This window comes from Trinickia sp., assembly GCF_051953405.1.
Taxonomy (GTDB): Bacteria; Pseudomonadota; Gammaproteobacteria; order Burkholderiales; family Burkholderiaceae; genus Trinickia.
In genome coordinates, this window is sequence record NZ_JBQCIV010000094.1 from 1 (window position 1) to 13,698 (window position 13,698).

A 13,698-nucleotide genomic window follows, 5' to 3' on the forward strand; every position below is an offset into this window, starting at 1 on the left:
CAAGCGAGTCGGACAAGCGAGTCGGACAAGCGAGTCGGACAAGCGAGTCGGACAAGCGAGTCGGACAAGCGAGTCGGACAAGCGAGTCGGACAAGCGAGTCGGCCGCTGGGGCGGCGAGCCCGCGGTTCAACGGGCTGCAAAAAAGAATATGGCGCCCTCGAAGGAGCGCCATCGGCATCCGCATCATACGGCCACGCGGTGTGCGGCTTATCCGCGTTACACCGCGTAGCGTCGCATTACTTCAGCACGTGGGCGATGGCGTTCGCCACCGTATCGATGTTGCGGGTATTCAGTGCGGCCACGCAGATCCGGCCCGTGCCGACGGCATAAATACCGAACTCCTCACGCAGACGATCCACCTGGGCCGAGTTCAAGCCCGAGTAGGAGAACATGCCGCGCTGCGCGTTCACGAAGCCGAAATCGCGCGCGACGCCAGCGCTCTTGAGACGATCGACGAGGCCGCCGCGCATTGCGCGAATGCGATCGCGCATCTCGCCGAGTTCTTGTTCCCACATCGCGCGCAAAGCCGGCGTGCCGAGTACCGTTGCGACGATCGCGCCACCGTGCGTCGGCGGGTTCGAATAATTCGTGCGGATCACGCGCTTGAGCTGCGACAGCACGCGCACGGCTTCGTCCTTGCTATCGGCGATGATCGACAGGGCGCCCACGCGCTCGCCGTACAGCGAGAACGACTTCGAGAACGACGACGACACGAATACGTTCAGTTCCGCCGCGGCGAACAGCCGCACGGCTGCGGCGTCGGCATCGATGCCGTCGCCGAAGCCTTGATAGGCGATATCGAGGAACGGCACGAGGTTACGCGCCTTCACCACCTGCACGATCTGCTGCCATTGGGCCTCGCTCAGATCGACGCCGGTCGGGTTGTGGCAGCAAGCGTGCAGGACGACGACCGTGCCGGCCGCGTAGCTGTTCAGCGCCGCGAGCATCGCGTCGAAATTGACGCCGTGCGTATGCGCGTCGTAGTAGGGGTAAGCCACCACTTCGAAGCCCGCGCTTTCGAACAGCGCGCGGTGGTTTTCCCAGCTCGGATCGCTGATCGCGACCTTCGCGTTCGGGTTCAGGCGCTTCAGGAAATCGGCGCCGATCTTCAGCGCGCCCGTCCCGCCGAGCGCTTGCGCCGTCACGACACGGCCTGCGGCGATCAACGGCGAAGCCTCGCCCAGCAGCAGCTTTTGCACGGCGGCATCGTACGCGGCAATCCCTTCGATCGGCAGGTAGCCGCGCGGCAAGCCTTGTTCGACGCGGGCTTGTTCCGCTTCGCGAACGGCGCGCAGCAGCGGGATCTTGCCTTCCTCGTTCGTGTAGACGCCAACGCCTAGGTTGACTTTGGTCGTGCGCGTATCGGCGTTGAAGGCCTCGTTGAGGCCGAGGATCGGGTCGCGGGGGGCGAGTTCGACAGCGGAGAACAGGGACATGGTGTCTATCGGCGGTAGTAAGAAACTGAAACGGGCAAGCGCAGCGGTCGCTCGTATCCGCCGACACTGCAAGGCGGGGCGCGAGCCGACAATCGGAGCCGGCGATCGTCGCCGGCCCCGCGGGCGCGGAATGCATGATTGTAACGAATCCCGCCCCCTGTGTTTGCACGCTTTTGATGCGTTCGCGAGGAACCCGCATGAACGGTCGTGCGTTTTTGCCGTGATGCCATGGGTGCTACGAGGGGCGGGCTACGCGTGGGTCCGCTGCTCGGGCGCTCGCGAAACGCTAAAATGATCGTTTTGTCGGCGAAGGAAGCGCCCATTCCATGTCCGAAGCTCAGCCGCATGCCGCCGAAGCCCTCGACGAATCGAAGTTCGTCGAGTTCGAGGGTTCGCCGTTCCATCTTTACCAGCCGTATCCGCCGGCCGGCGATCAGCCGAGCGCCATCGCGCAGCTCGTCGAAGGGATCGAGGACGGTTTGTCGTACCAGACCCTGCTCGGCGTGACCGGCTCGGGCAAGACGTTCACGATGGCGAACGTGATCGCCCGGCTCGGCCGGCCGGCCATCGTCTTCGCGCCGAACAAGACGCTCGCCGCCCAGCTGTACTCGGAATTTCGCGAGTTCTTTCCGCGCAACGCGGTCGAATACTTCGTGTCCTATTACGACTACTATCAGCCGGAAGCGTACGTGCCGCAGCGCGACTTGTTCATCGAGAAGGATTCCTCGATCAACGAGCACATCGAGCAAATGCGGCTTTCGGCCACCAAGAGCCTCATGGAGCGGCGCGATGTGGTGATCGTCGCTACCGTCTCGGCGATCTACGGTATCGGCAATCCGAGCGAATATCACCAGATGATCTTGACGCTGCGCACGGGCGATAAGCTCGGGCAGCGCGAAGTGATCGCGCGCTTGATCGCGATGCAATACAACCGCAACGAAGCCGATTTCCAGCGGGGCGCGTTCCGCGTGCGCGGCGACACGATCGACGTGTTTCCGGCCGAGCACGCCGAGATGGCGCTGCGCATCGAGCTGTTCGACGACGAAGTCGAATCGCTGCAGCTATTCGATCCCCTGACGGGGCGCGTGCGGCAAAAGATTCCGCGCTTCACGGTTTATCCGTCGTCGCACTACGTGACGCCGCGCGAAACGGTCATGCGCGCGGTCGAAACGATCAAGGACGAGTTGCGCGAGCGCCTCGAGTTCTTTTATGCGGAAGGCAAGCTGGTCGAGGCGCAACGTCTCGAGCAGCGGACGCGCTTCGACCTTGAAATGCTGCAGGAACTCGGTTTTTGCAAGGGCATCGAAAATTACACGCGGCACTTTTCCGGTGCGGCGCCGGGCGAGCCGCCGCCGACGCTCGTCGATTACCTGCCGCCGGACGCGCTCATGCTGCTCGACGAATCGCACGTGCTGATCGGACAGCTCAATGCGATGTACAACGGCGACCGCTCTCGCAAGGAAAACCTCGTGCAGTACGGTTTCCGGCTCCCTTCGGCGCTCGATAACCGGCCGCTGAAGTTTCCCGAATTCGAGCGCAAGATGCGTCAAGCTGTCTTCGTCTCGGCCACGCCGGCCGATTACGAAAAGGCCAAGACCGGGCAGGTGGTGGAGCAGGTGGTGCGCCCGACGGGGCTCGTCGATCCGATCGTCCAGGTGCGGCCGGCCGTCACGCAGGTGGACGACGTGCTCAGCGAAATCAACGCGCGCGTTGCCGTCAACGAGCGTGTGCTCGTCACCGTACTGACCAAACGCATGGCCGAGCAGCTCACGGAGTTTCTGGCCGATCACGGTGTCAAGGTGCGCTATTTGCATAGCGACATCGATACCGTCGAGCGCGTCGAAATCATCCGCGATCTGCGTCTCGGCGCGTTCGACGTGCTCGTCGGCATCAACTTGCTGCGCGAGGGGCTGGACATCCCGGAAGTGTCGCTCGTCGCCATTCTCGATTCGGACAAGGAAGGCTTCTTGCGCGCCGAGCGCTCGCTGATCCAGACAATCGGCCGGGCGGCGCGCAACGTGAACGGCACGGCGATCCTGTATGCCGACCGCATTACCGATTCGATGCGGCGCGCGATCGACGAAACCGAGCGGCGGCGCGCCAAACAAATCGCGCATAACGAGCGGATGGGCATTACACCCCGAGGCGTCGTCAAGAAGATCAAGGACATCATCGACGGCGTTTATAACGCCGACGAGGCGCGCGCCGAACTGAAGGAAATGCAGCAGCGCGCGAAGTTCGAGGACATGTCCGAGAAGGATCTCGCCAAGGAACTGAAGCGGCTCGAGAAGCAGATGATGGAGCACGCGAAGAATCTCGAATTCGAAAAGGCCGCCGCCGCGCGCGATCAACTGGCCGTGCTGCGCGAGCGCGTGTTCGGCGCCAACGTGGGCGATTCGGTGCCCGGTTCCACGACGTAAGAACAGGACCCGCCGACCGATCCGATGTGCGCATCGGTCGCTTGGTCCTAGCCATGCGTTCGTGTACACTTATGCCTGATTGATAATCGTTCGCATTCGCGTTCGTGTTTTCGTATCACTGCCGGCGTCGCGGCCGGCCCCGAAAGCGCGCGCAGGGCGTCGATCGGTCAGCGTGATTCGCGAATCGCATCCGTACGCGGTTCGCCGTGGGATAACCGAATAAGGCAAAACAGGAGTTTTCGATGCAGCGTTCCACCTGGATTCTGAGCGGCGTGGCAGCCGTGGCGGCCATGACCGCATTGGCGGCGTCGGCGGCCGAGTACCCGATCGGCAAGCCTCAGGTGCAGGGCGGCATGGAAATCGGCGCGGTATATCTGCAGCCGATCACGATGGATCCCGAGGGCATGATGCGCAAGGCATCGGATTCCGATGTCCACCTCGAAGCCGACATCCACGCGGTCAAGAACAATCCGACGGGCTTTGCCGAAGGCGATTGGATGCCCTATCTGCAAGTGCATTACGAGCTGAAGAAGGTGGGCAGCACACAATCGATCAAGGGCGATCTGATGCCCATGGTGGCCAGCGACGGCCCGCACTACGGCGATAACGTGAAGCTGTTCGGCCCGGGCAAATACCATCTCACGCTCGTGGTCGAGCCGCCGATGCAAACGGGTCATATGGCGTTCGGCCGCCATGTCGACAAGGAAACGGGTGTCGGCCCCTGGTTCAAGCCCATTACGCTGCAATACGATTTTCCGTTCGCCGGCATCGGCAAGAAGGGCGGCTACTAAGCACGGCTCGGCAACAGGAGAGCAACAGCATGAAACTGAGTTCGAAGGCCGCGCTGGCCGCTCTGACCGCGCTGCTCACCGTGGCGGCCACGGTCGCGCATGCCGACGACGCGGTGACGGTCAAGCTCGACATGGCCGACGGCAACCTCACGCCCGCCCGTATCGAAGTGCCGGCGGGCAAGCGTATCCGCATCGAAGTGCGTAATACCGGCAAGGGCGCCGCCGAGTTCGAAAGCGTCGAGCTGCGCAAGGAGAAGGTGCTTGCGCCGGGTGCCGATTCGGTGGTCGTGATCGCACCGCAAACGCCGGGCGAATACAAGTTTTTCGACGATTTCCATCAGTCGGCGCGAGGCGTGATCGTCGTCAAGTAGCGGGGCTTCGTGGCACTTGGCGGCGTTTGGCGCGTTTGGCGTATTTGGCGTGTTTAGTTTTGTGCCCGGTGGCGCCGCCCCGGGCGTTCGGAGAGGTTGGGATGGGCCAGGTATTGTTCGTCGTATGGCGCGAAAGCGTCGAAGCGCTACTCGTCGTGGGGATTCTTTACGCGTGGCTCAGTAACGGCGACGCCGATGCCCGGCGGGCCCTACCGTATCTATGGGCGGGCGTCGGCGCCGGGGTGCTGGCGGCGGTCGGGCTCGGCGCGGCGCTTGTCGGCTTCACCGAAGTGCTCTCGGGCGATGCGGCCGATTACTTCCAGACGGGCATGGTGCTGGTCGCCTGCGTGCTCATCGTGCAGATGGTCTTGTGGATGAAGCGGCACGGTCGCACGCTCAAGCGCGACATGGAGCGCTCGTTGCAGGCGCGAACGCGCGACGGCAACGCCTGGGGGATCGCCATCCTCGTTGCACTCGCGATCGCGCGCGAGGGCAGCGAGACGGTCATCTTTTTGTATGGGCTCGGCTTCGGCCAATCGGGGCATGTAAGCCACGGCGATATCCTCGCGATCGTACTCGGGCTCGGCCTCGCATTCCTCACGTTCTATGTCTTGCAACTCGGCGGCCGAGTCTTCTCGTGGCGTCGGTTCTTCCGGGTCACGGAGATCATGTTGTTGTTGCTGGGCGCTGGCCTCTTGCAGACGGGCGTCGATAAGCTGATCGACAAAGAAATTTTGCCGCTAGGCATCTCGCAGGTCTGGAATAGCGCCGCGCTCTTGGACGATTCGAGCACCGTCGGTTCGATGGTTGCCGCGTTGACGGGTTATCGTGCCCATCCGGCGCTGACCAACATCGTCGCGTATGCGCTGTACTGGATCGTCGTCGCTTGGCTCGCGAGGCGGGCTGGCCGCGCGCCGGCGCAGGCAGCCGGGCGCACCGTATGAGTTCGCCGGCGATGTCGGGCACCGGTGCCGGGCGGCTCGCGCGCGTCGGCGCCTGGATGCAGCGCAACGGCGCGACGATTCGCCTGATTCAATGGGTCGTCGTCGCGGTCTACGCTTTTCTCATCATCGTGCCGGCTTGCTTGCCGCTGCCCGACGAAAGCGCGCATCTTTGGAATAATCTGACGCTGGCCGCTCAGTTCGTGTTTTGGGGTATTTGGTGGCCGTTCGTCCTGCTCTCGATGGTGCTGCTGGGCCGCGTGTGGTGCGGTGTCCTGTGTCCCGAGGGGGCGCTCGCCGAATTCGCCAGCCGCCATGGTCGAGGGCGTGCCATTCCGCGTTGGATGCGCTGGGGCGGTTGGCCGTTCGTTGCATTCGGCCTGACCACGATCTACGGTCAAATGGTTAGCGTCTATCAGTACCCGCGCGCCGTGCTGCTCGTGTTGGGCGGCTCGACATTGGCGGCGATGGTGATCGGCTTTCTCTATGGCCGCGACAAGCGCGTTTGGTGCCGGTATTTGTGCCCCGTCAACGGCGTGTTTTCGCTGTTGTCTCGGCTCGCGCCATTCCACTATCGCGTGGACGAGGCCGCCTGGCGCCGCTCCTACACGTCGGGCGAACGCGGCCATCGCGTGATTCCGATCAACTGCGCGCCGCTCGTTCCCTTGAGAAACATGAAGGGCGCCGCTTCGTGCCATATGTGCGGCCGATGCAGCGGCCATCGTGATGCCATCGAGTTGACGTGGCGTTCGCCTTCGCAAGAGGTCGTTGCGCTGGGCCGCGATGCGGCCAACGGCTGGGATACGGCGCTCATCCTGTATGGGTTGCTTGGCGTAGCCATCGGTGCGTTTCATTGGACGGCGAGCCCGTGGTTCGTCGAAATCAAGCAGTTCCTTGCAGCTTGGCTGATCGACCACGATTTCACGTGGATGCTCGATACCAATGCGCCGTGGTTCCTCTTTACGCATTACCCCGATCAAAACGACGTCTTTTCTTGGCTCGACGGCACATTGCTGATCGCCTATATCCTCGCCACGGCGTTGGTATACGGGACGGCGCTGCTCGCCCTCGTAGCGGCGGGCACCCGTATGCTCGGCTCGTTCGAGCGCGCGCGGCTACACCATCTCACGCAGGCGCTGATTCCCGTGGCCGGAGCGGGCGTGTTCTTGGGGTTGTCGGCCACGACGGTGTCGTTGCTCCGTGCCGAGCATGTCCCGCTCGATTGGGCGTCGACGGTTCGCATCGGCGTACTGGCGATTGCTAATGTATGGAGTGCGTGGCTCGCGTGGCGCGTCACCGGTCAGTACCCGTCGCGCGCGATAGGGCGCGTGGGCGCCATGCTGTGCTTCGGTGCGGCGTTGGCGGTCGCGGATAGCGCGTGGTGGCTGATGTTCTGGGGTTTTGCGCGATAGCGGCCGATTCGAGATTCGAGATTCGCGAAAGGGCGGCCGCTCGAGGCGGGACACTTAAAAAATGGCATGGCTGGCCGCAACGTCGAAAAAGAGGGGGCACGAGGGGGTCTAGACTCACGTGCTTGACGGTGCGCTGGCTACTGCCTAACACCTCTCATGGAGGTGGTCCCCACAATACACGGTGCGGATTTTCGCTACTTCGTCAGGATTAGTTTCCCCAGACGAGTGGCGCGCAACTGATATCGCTCGCCGTTGTGAGCGATGAAAATATGACTTCGCCCTTGCAATAAGTGATCGCTCGACAGCGTCCGTTCTGCCGCTGCTTCGCCGGTTTCTTGCTGCGTAGCGGCCCGGCTCGCAACCGGTGCTGCGGCGGCTGCGTGTTTCGAGCGCGAGCGCGTGAGGGCACTCGAGGACGTTCTCAACGTAAGCGTGGACGGACGCGTGGGTTCACTCATGCTTGGGGCATCGGTTATTCGATTCGATGAGACGAATTATAAATGAGAATCATTATCGATTGTAAAAAACAAATTCATTGAGATAGAGGAGTGATAGGGTGCGACCATTTTCGAGCGGCGGGCCCCCTCTTGGAGCGCGGCCGGGGGCGCGCCTGGGCTCTTGGACTCTTGCCCCCTTGATCCCTTGGTCGCTACGCAGCGCGGCGTGCCGCCCCAGCGTCGCTCAATGAAGCGGAGAGGGCTGTTTCGGATTGCGCGCGTACTCGCGAATGAGGCGCACGGTGTCGATGTCCGCTTCGCGGTAGGCCGATTTCACGATTTCGCTGGTCTGCCGGGCGTCTTCGGTGTCGGGCGTGGGCAACGTCGTAGCGTATTCGAAACGCAAAAAGAGCTGTACGGCGTCGGGCTGCTCGATCGTCATCGTCAGCGAGCCGCCGACATGCGCTTCGGTGGCCAGGATGTCGTAGCGCACGCTTTCTTGCGCAATGAGCGTGACGCGATCGCGCACCGTCGCGTGACCGTAATGCAATTCGCGTTCGAGCGTATCGGCCGTGCGCGACAGGATCGTGCAGCTATCGAGCCCTAACACGAAAAGCTGCGGCTGCTCGGCCCGCAACACGAGCCCTTCCCACAACTGGTCGCGCGTCAGGGCTTCCGCCAGGGGATTCAGCGGATCGTTGATCTGGACGAGATGTTCGAAATTCAAGAGGTCTTCCTTCGTCTTGGAATGCGGCGGTCGCGTAATTTACGCTGCATCGGGCGTCGCCGGCAAGGTCGCTGCTAGCCCGGTCTCGATCGCGATCGGGCGCGTCAAAATTTTATGGACCGGGCACGCGTTGGCGACTTGCAGCAACCGCTCGCGCTGTTCGTCGGTGAGTTCGCCGTGCAAGACGATCTTGCGATCGATCGTCGAGCCTTGATCGCCCGTGGTCATCGAGAGCGCCACTTGCACATCGTCGAGCGGCCAACCCTTGCGCTGCGCATACATTTTCAACGTGATGGAAGTACAGGCACCCAACCCCGAAAGCAAAAGCGATACCGGGGTGGGCGCGCGGTCGCCACCGCCGAGCGATTCGGGTTCATCAGCGTGCCACAAATGATGGGCGCCGTCGTCGAAAGTGACTTGATAATTGGTCGTACCGATGCTTGCCTTGACCACGCGCTCGCTCATGCTTTCCCTCCGGTTTGGAATGCCGCCTGCCGCGTGCGGTTCGGCGTATCGGGCGCGATGCGCATGGCGGCTGTCGAGCGGCTATTGTGACGCAATTCTCCGGCGTTCGCGCTCGGCGCGAGACCGGCGCGGGCCGCGTACGCGCCCGCGCGCGGAGGATGACGGTCGTTCGATCGGCGATTCGATCGGCGACCGGTCCGATGGCGTCAGTGAGCGATTTCGCCCATCCGTCCCGCTTGATAATCGACGATCGCTTGCCTGATCTCGTCTTCCGTATTCATGACGAACGGCCCGTGCCGCACGATCGGTTCGTTCAGCGGCGCGCCGCCGATCAATAGGACGTCGAGCGGATCCTCGCCGGCGCCGAGCCTGACTGCGTCGCCATCATCGTCGAACACGACCATACGCTGCGCCCCGATTTCTCGTTGCTCGTCGCCGTATCGCCCGATTCCGCTCAGCGCGTAGGCAAAGACGCGAAAGGCGCTGGGCACCGGCTGCACGATCGACGCGCCCGGTTCGAGCGTGAAGTGCTGATAAAGAATCGGCGTGCGGGTCTCGATCGCCGCCTTGACGCCTAGCGCCTCGCCCGCGATGACTTTGACGCGCACCTTGCCGTCGCTCGTCGTGGCGGTCGGAATACGCTCGAACGGAATTTCCTGGTAGCGCGGCGCGATCATTTTGTCGCGACGTGGCAGATTCACCCAGAGTTGAAGCCCGTGGACGCGGCCGCCTGCCTTCGCAAACGCGGGATCCGGCATCTCGCTGTGCACGACGCCGGCGCCGGCGGTCATCCATTGCACGTCGCCGGGGCGCAGCACGCCCGCGTGGCCGGCCGAGTCCCGATGGGCAAAGCTGCCTTCGAGCATGTAGGTGACGGTTTCGAAGCCGCGATGGGGATGATCCGGGGCACCTTTGGCTTGCCCCGGCGCGTAATCGACGGGGCCCATTTCATCGAGCAGCAAAAACGGATCGAAGTCCATTAACATGCGGGTCGGGAACGGGCGATGGACGATGAAGCCCCCGCCTTCTACCGTGCGGACGGCTGCGATGGTGTTGCGGATGGTGCGGGACGTGGTCATTAAGCAGTACCTCTGAGGGGACGCAAAGGCGTCGCATGGGAATGTGAGGCCTATTATATGAACGGGCCCGCGCCCTTTTTAGCCATGCTAAAAGCAATGGATTGTCCTACCGTTGGAACGATGAGATGCAACTCGATTCGCAGAATCTGAATGACTTGATGTATTTCGCGCAGGTGGTCGAACACGGCGGCTTTTCGGCGGCCGAGCGTGTGCTTGGCGTGTCGAAGTCGAGGCTGTCGCGGCGTGTCGCTGAACTCGAAGCATCGCTCGGCGTGCGGCTGTTGCAGCGCTCGACGCGCAAGCTCGCCTTGACCGAAGCCGGCGACCGATTCTTTCGGCATTGCCAAGCGATGCTCTCCGAGGCGCAGGCCGCGATGAACGCGGTGCAAGAGTTGCGCGCCTCGCCGCGCGGCACCGTTCGCGTGAGCGTGCCGGTTACAGTTTCGCAGACGATTCTGTCCGGCATCCTGTCCGAATTCTTGCTGCGCTATCCCGAGGTCCGGGTTTCGATTCGTGTGACCAATCGTGTAATCGACCTCTATGAAGATTCGGTCGATGTCGCGCTGCGCGTGCGTTCGGAGCCGCCCGATAACGCGAACATCGTCGTGCGCCCGCTTTGGCGGACACAGCAGATGCTCGTGGGCGCGCCGAGCCTGCTCAGCCAGAACGCACCGCCTTTGACGCCCGCGGATCTCGAACGATTTCAGACGCTCGATACGCCGAGCGCCGACGGTCGCCATGTCTTTCAACTGATCGCCCCCGATGGACGACGGCACATGCACGAACACGAGCCGCGGCTCGTGACGGCCGACTTGTCGACGATACGGGAAGCCGTGCTGGAAGGGGTAGGGATCGCCGCGTTGCCCGAGATGATGTATGGTGCGGCGCTGCGCGCGGGCCAACTGTCGCCGGTCATGCCGGGCTGGACGCTGCCGACGCCGCAATTGTTCGCGGTGTTCGTGTCGCGACAAGGCATGGTGCCGGCCGTGCGTGCGTTCGTCGATTTTCTCGTCGAGAAGCTCGACGAGACTAACCACACGATGGTGGAGTGTCCCACGCGCGAGCAGGTGAGGGCGGCGCAACTGGCTAGCATGGCGGTGCCCGCGGCGGCAGCGGATCCGACGCGCTGACGGATACGCGCGCCGGTGCATTCGTGTCTTCATGCGCCTGCCGCGCCCAGCATGCGCGGCGAATCGCTTTTGCCATTCGCGCGGGCGAGGCGATCAGTAGTTTCAATGGCCCCCGTCTTGAAGCGCTGCGCGCGGGAGCCTATAGTGAAGTGCCGTTCGCGTTGGGGCGTCCAATGCGAAACCAGACGGCTGCTCTTATAGCAAGCCGGATAGGGCTGACAGCGTGGTCCGTGTTAGGCACGGCGATCGCATGCGGTGCTCGAGCGCCAGTCCGATGGCCTCCTGCGAGCCCGCCGCCCGAAGGCGCCGCGTGCGCACGAAAAAAGGCCCTCATCGCCCGATGAGGGCCTTTTACATGGGGCGCGCTTACGCCGAGCCGCCCATGTGTGGGCGGCAAAGCGTGGCGGTAGGATCGCCGGCCCGATCAATGAAAATGAGATGCGCTAGCGCGCGCGCGGTTCGGTGACGAACCCGATTTGGGTAAGCCCGCTTTCTTGAGCGGTCGACATGACCTCGGCAACCCGTTCGTACGGCACCTTACGGTCGGCACGCAAACGCAGTTGGGGCGGCGGATTCGCCCGCGCCGCGCGCCCCAACGCTGCGCGCAACCCTACATCGTCGATATTCGCGCCGTCCCAAGCGAGCGAGCCGTCGGCCCGCACCGCGACATCGACGTGGGCGGATTCGATGTCTCGCTGCCCGCTGCCGACACGCGGCAAATCGAGCTTGACCGCCTGTTCGATCGCCGGAATCGCGATGAGAAAAACGATTAGGAGTACCAACATGATGTCGATCAGCGGCGTCATGTTGATTTCGCCCATCAGACCGTCGTCGGCGTCGTCTTCGAATAGCGGCATGGCCATGGTGCGCTCCCCGCCGCTCAGCTTGCACGCGCCGCGACGCGCAGCGCCGCGCTCGAGGCCGGCGCGACGCGCGCGCCGGTGACGAAGTAGGCGTGCAGGCTATGCGCGAACCGCCGCAAGCCGCCGACGATCGCGCGATTCGAGCGCGTGAGCGCGTTGTACCCGATCACCGCCGGGACCGCGACCACAAGACCCGCGGCCGTCATGATCAGCGCCTCGCCGATCGGGCCCGCGATGCGGTCGATCGACGCTTGCCCGCTTTCGCCGATGGCGATGAGCGCGTGATAGATGCCCCAGACGGTGCCGAATAATCCGACGAAAGGCGCGGTGCCGCCGATCGATGCGAGGACGGCCAGGCCCCGCTGCATGCGTGCAATGCCGTCGTCCATCGAGTCTTTCAGGCAGCGCGTGATCCAGTCGGACACGTCGAGCCGATCATGCAGATGGGGGCGCGTGCGTTGATGATGGTCCGCGGCTTCCTGACCCGACAAAGCGAGGGCGAGGAACGGATTGCGTTCGCGGGCGGGCAGGGCGCGCGCCAACGTATCGACCCCGCCCCCGAAATCGTCCGAATGCCAGAATGCGCGCTCGGCGTTTTTCGTCAACCGGCCAAGGCGGACGATGTTCCACCCTTTGACGACGATCACCGTCCACGACAGCACCGACATCGTCAACAGCGTCAGCGCGATGGCGCGGGTGACGAGATCGCCTTGTGCCCAAGCGTGGGCCAGACCGTAACTTTGCATGATGCGTACGTCCTCTTTTTCAAGCAGATGGAGATGTAACGAAGCTCAGTCGTCGTCGAGCCCGAACGTGAACGCCTGCACGTATGACGCGCGGATCGGCGCGCCGTCTTCCAGGTAAGGCTGGCAGGCGCTTTCGCGCAGTGCTTGCAGGGCAGCGTCGTCTAGGCGTGCGAAACCGCTGCTCTTGACCAGCGCGACGGTATCGATGGCCCCCGTCGTGCCGATGACGAAGCGCACGGTGGCTGTGCCCGTTTCGCCGCGTCGCTTGGACAGTTCAGGGTAGGCGGGTTTGACGATGCGGCAATCCGCATGGTCGACGTGTTTCGGGGCTGTGATCGCGATGGTTTGCCGGGCGCCAGGGGCGCCGGGTGAGCTAGGCGCGGCGGACGCGGGATTCGAGGTGCCGGCGGCCGTTTGCGTCGCGGCGCTCGGCGCGGCCGGTGCGCTCTTATCCGGCAGGCTCGGTTGAGCCGACGCTTGAGCGGGAGGCGGACTTGGGGCGGCTGCCGCCGTGGGGGCTGGGAGCGTTCGCGGCCGTGCAATGCGTGGGGGCGGAGGGCTCGCGCGAGGCCGATCGGGTTCGGCATGCGCGCGTTTGGGCGACGGCTCTGGGGCCGATTGCACCGCGACGGCGGGCGCTTCGGTGGGGGGATGCAGCAATTGCGCGACGATCGCCGTCGACTCCAGGGCGCGGGGCACGGGCGCATGGCTGGGCGCGACGAAGATCGCGAGGAGCGCTAGATGCGCGAGCGCGACGCAGAGGAAAGCGGGGATGAGACGCGAACGCAACATGCCGACGAATGCTGCCGGTGCGACGCCGGCGACAGCGTGAGACGAGGCTTGCATCTTAGCGCGAATGGCGTGCGATGGCGCGGGCCG

Annotated in this window: 14 protein-coding genes; 6 read left to right on the forward strand and 8 right to left on the reverse strand. The window is 63.7% G+C overall.

Annotated features, from left to right (window positions below):
- Positions 1 to 237 precede the first annotated feature (237 nt).
- Positions 238 to 1,437: an amino acid aminotransferase gene (locus tag ACTHN9_RS16620; protein WP_440537872.1), complete on the reverse strand. Its 1,200-nt coding sequence runs from the start codon at positions 1,435 to 1,437 to the stop codon at positions 238 to 240.
- Between the two features lie 326 nt (positions 1,438 to 1,763).
- Between ACTHN9_RS16620 and uvrB the strand changes: the two genes are divergently transcribed.
- From uvrB to ACTHN9_RS16645, 5 genes are all read left to right on the forward strand, one after another.
- On the forward strand, positions 1,764 to 3,857 hold the full coding sequence (gene uvrB / locus ACTHN9_RS16625) for an excinuclease ABC subunit UvrB (RefSeq protein WP_440537873.1): 2,094 nt from the start codon (positions 1,764 to 1,766) through the stop codon (positions 3,855 to 3,857).
- Positions 3,858 to 4,099: 242 nt separating this feature from the next.
- Complete coding sequence (locus tag ACTHN9_RS16630; protein ID WP_440537874.1) at positions 4,100 to 4,648, forward strand: iron transporter; 549 nt, start codon at positions 4,100 to 4,102, stop codon at positions 4,646 to 4,648.
- 29 nt (positions 4,649 to 4,677) lie between these two features.
- Complete coding sequence (locus tag ACTHN9_RS16635) at positions 4,678 to 5,019, forward strand: cupredoxin domain-containing protein (protein ID WP_440537875.1); 342 nt, start codon at positions 4,678 to 4,680, stop codon at positions 5,017 to 5,019.
- A 101-nt stretch (positions 5,020 to 5,120) separates the two neighbouring features.
- Complete coding sequence (locus ACTHN9_RS16640) at positions 5,121 to 5,963, forward strand: FTR1 family iron permease (protein ID WP_440537876.1); 843 nt, start codon at positions 5,121 to 5,123, stop codon at positions 5,961 to 5,963.
- Positions 5,960 to 7,372 (forward strand): 4Fe-4S binding protein, encoded by a 1,413-nt coding sequence (locus ACTHN9_RS16645; RefSeq protein ID WP_440537877.1) that lies wholly within the window; start codon positions 5,960 to 5,962, stop codon positions 7,370 to 7,372. Before ACTHN9_RS16640 ends, ACTHN9_RS16645 begins: the two co-directional genes overlap by 4 nt.
- 194 nt (positions 7,373 to 7,566) lie before the next feature.
- On the opposite strand, the gene hemP is transcribed toward ACTHN9_RS16645, so the two are convergent.
- The 4 genes from hemP to ACTHN9_RS16665 all read right to left on the reverse strand — a co-directional run bounded on the left by hemP (position 7,567) and on the right by ACTHN9_RS16665 (position 10,080).
- Entirely contained in the window at positions 7,567 to 7,830 is a 264-nt protein-coding gene (hemP, locus tag ACTHN9_RS16650; RefSeq protein ID WP_440537878.1) for a hemin uptake protein HemP, read from the reverse strand.
- A gap of 223 nt (positions 7,831 to 8,053) precedes the next feature.
- Positions 8,054 to 8,536, reverse strand: a complete 483-nt coding sequence (locus ACTHN9_RS16655) for an SRPBCC family protein (RefSeq protein ID WP_440537879.1) — start codon at positions 8,534 to 8,536, stop codon at positions 8,054 to 8,056.
- A 39-nt stretch (positions 8,537 to 8,575) separates the two neighbouring features.
- A complete protein-coding gene (locus ACTHN9_RS16660; protein ID WP_440537880.1) occupies positions 8,576 to 9,001 on the reverse strand; it encodes an OsmC family protein in 426 nt (141 codons plus the stop codon).
- A gap of 206 nt (positions 9,002 to 9,207) precedes the next feature.
- On the reverse strand, positions 9,208 to 10,080 hold the full coding sequence (locus ACTHN9_RS16665) for a pirin family protein (RefSeq protein WP_440537881.1): 873 nt from the start codon (positions 10,078 to 10,080) through the stop codon (positions 9,208 to 9,210).
- A gap of 125 nt (positions 10,081 to 10,205) precedes the next feature.
- Between ACTHN9_RS16665 and ACTHN9_RS16670 the strand changes: the two genes are divergently transcribed.
- Positions 10,206 to 11,210, forward strand: coding sequence for a LysR family transcriptional regulator (locus ACTHN9_RS16670; protein ID WP_440537882.1), 1,005 nt, complete (start codon positions 10,206 to 10,208; stop codon positions 11,208 to 11,210).
- Between the two features lie 443 nt (positions 11,211 to 11,653).
- Here ACTHN9_RS16670 and ACTHN9_RS16675 read toward each other — a convergent pair whose 3' ends face one another.
- Genes ACTHN9_RS16675 through ACTHN9_RS16685 form a run of 3 tightly spaced genes read right to left on the reverse strand, consistent with a single transcriptional unit; the run spans position 11,654 to position 13,665 of the window.
- Positions 11,654 to 12,073, reverse strand: a complete 420-nt coding sequence (locus ACTHN9_RS16675; protein ID WP_440537883.1) for an ExbD/TolR family protein — start codon at positions 12,071 to 12,073, stop codon at positions 11,654 to 11,656.
- A gap of 17 nt (positions 12,074 to 12,090) precedes the next feature.
- The gene (locus ACTHN9_RS16680; RefSeq protein ID WP_440537884.1) at positions 12,091 to 12,819 is read right to left on the reverse strand and encodes a MotA/TolQ/ExbB proton channel family protein; all 729 of its coding nucleotides are present in this window, start codon (positions 12,817 to 12,819) and stop codon (positions 12,091 to 12,093) included.
- A gap of 45 nt (positions 12,820 to 12,864) precedes the next feature.
- Complete coding sequence (locus tag ACTHN9_RS16685) at positions 12,865 to 13,665, reverse strand: energy transducer TonB (RefSeq protein WP_440537885.1); 801 nt, start codon at positions 13,663 to 13,665, stop codon at positions 12,865 to 12,867.
- Positions 13,666 to 13,698 lie beyond the last annotated feature (33 nt).

Excerpts from the sequence above, each read along its gene's own strand:
- ACTHN9_RS16665 (WP_440537881.1), bottom strand. The coding sequence starts at position 10,080 with ATGACCACGTCCCGCACCATCCGCAACACCATCGCAGCCGTCCGCACG.
- ACTHN9_RS16640 (WP_440537876.1), top strand. The coding sequence starts at position 5,121 with ATGGGCCAGGTATTGTTCGTCGTATGGCGCGAAAGCGTCGAAGCGCTA.
- ACTHN9_RS16675 (WP_440537883.1), bottom strand. The coding sequence starts at position 12,073 with ATGGCCATGCCGCTATTCGAAGACGACGCCGACGACGGTCTGATGGGC.
- ACTHN9_RS16685 (WP_440537885.1), bottom strand. The coding sequence starts at position 13,665 with ATGCAAGCCTCGTCTCACGCTGTCGCCGGCGTCGCACCGGCAGCATTC.
- ACTHN9_RS16635 (WP_440537875.1), top strand. The coding sequence starts at position 4,678 with ATGAAACTGAGTTCGAAGGCCGCGCTGGCCGCTCTGACCGCGCTGCTC.
- ACTHN9_RS16620 (WP_440537872.1), bottom strand. The coding sequence starts at position 1,437 with ATGTCCCTGTTCTCCGCTGTCGAACTCGCCCCCCGCGACCCGATCCTC.
- uvrB (WP_440537873.1), top strand. The coding sequence starts at position 1,764 with ATGTCCGAAGCTCAGCCGCATGCCGCCGAAGCCCTCGACGAATCGAAG.
- ACTHN9_RS16670 (WP_440537882.1), top strand. The coding sequence starts at position 10,206 with ATGCAACTCGATTCGCAGAATCTGAATGACTTGATGTATTTCGCGCAG.
- ACTHN9_RS16645 (WP_440537877.1), top strand. The coding sequence starts at position 5,960 with ATGAGTTCGCCGGCGATGTCGGGCACCGGTGCCGGGCGGCTCGCGCGC.
- hemP (WP_440537878.1), bottom strand. The coding sequence starts at position 7,830 with ATGAGTGAACCCACGCGTCCGTCCACGCTTACGTTGAGAACGTCCTCG.
- ACTHN9_RS16680 (WP_440537884.1), bottom strand. The coding sequence starts at position 12,819 with ATGCAAAGTTACGGTCTGGCCCACGCTTGGGCACAAGGCGATCTCGTC.
- ACTHN9_RS16630 (WP_440537874.1), top strand. The coding sequence starts at position 4,100 with ATGCAGCGTTCCACCTGGATTCTGAGCGGCGTGGCAGCCGTGGCGGCC.
- ACTHN9_RS16660 (WP_440537880.1), bottom strand. The coding sequence starts at position 9,001 with ATGAGCGAGCGCGTGGTCAAGGCAAGCATCGGTACGACCAATTATCAA.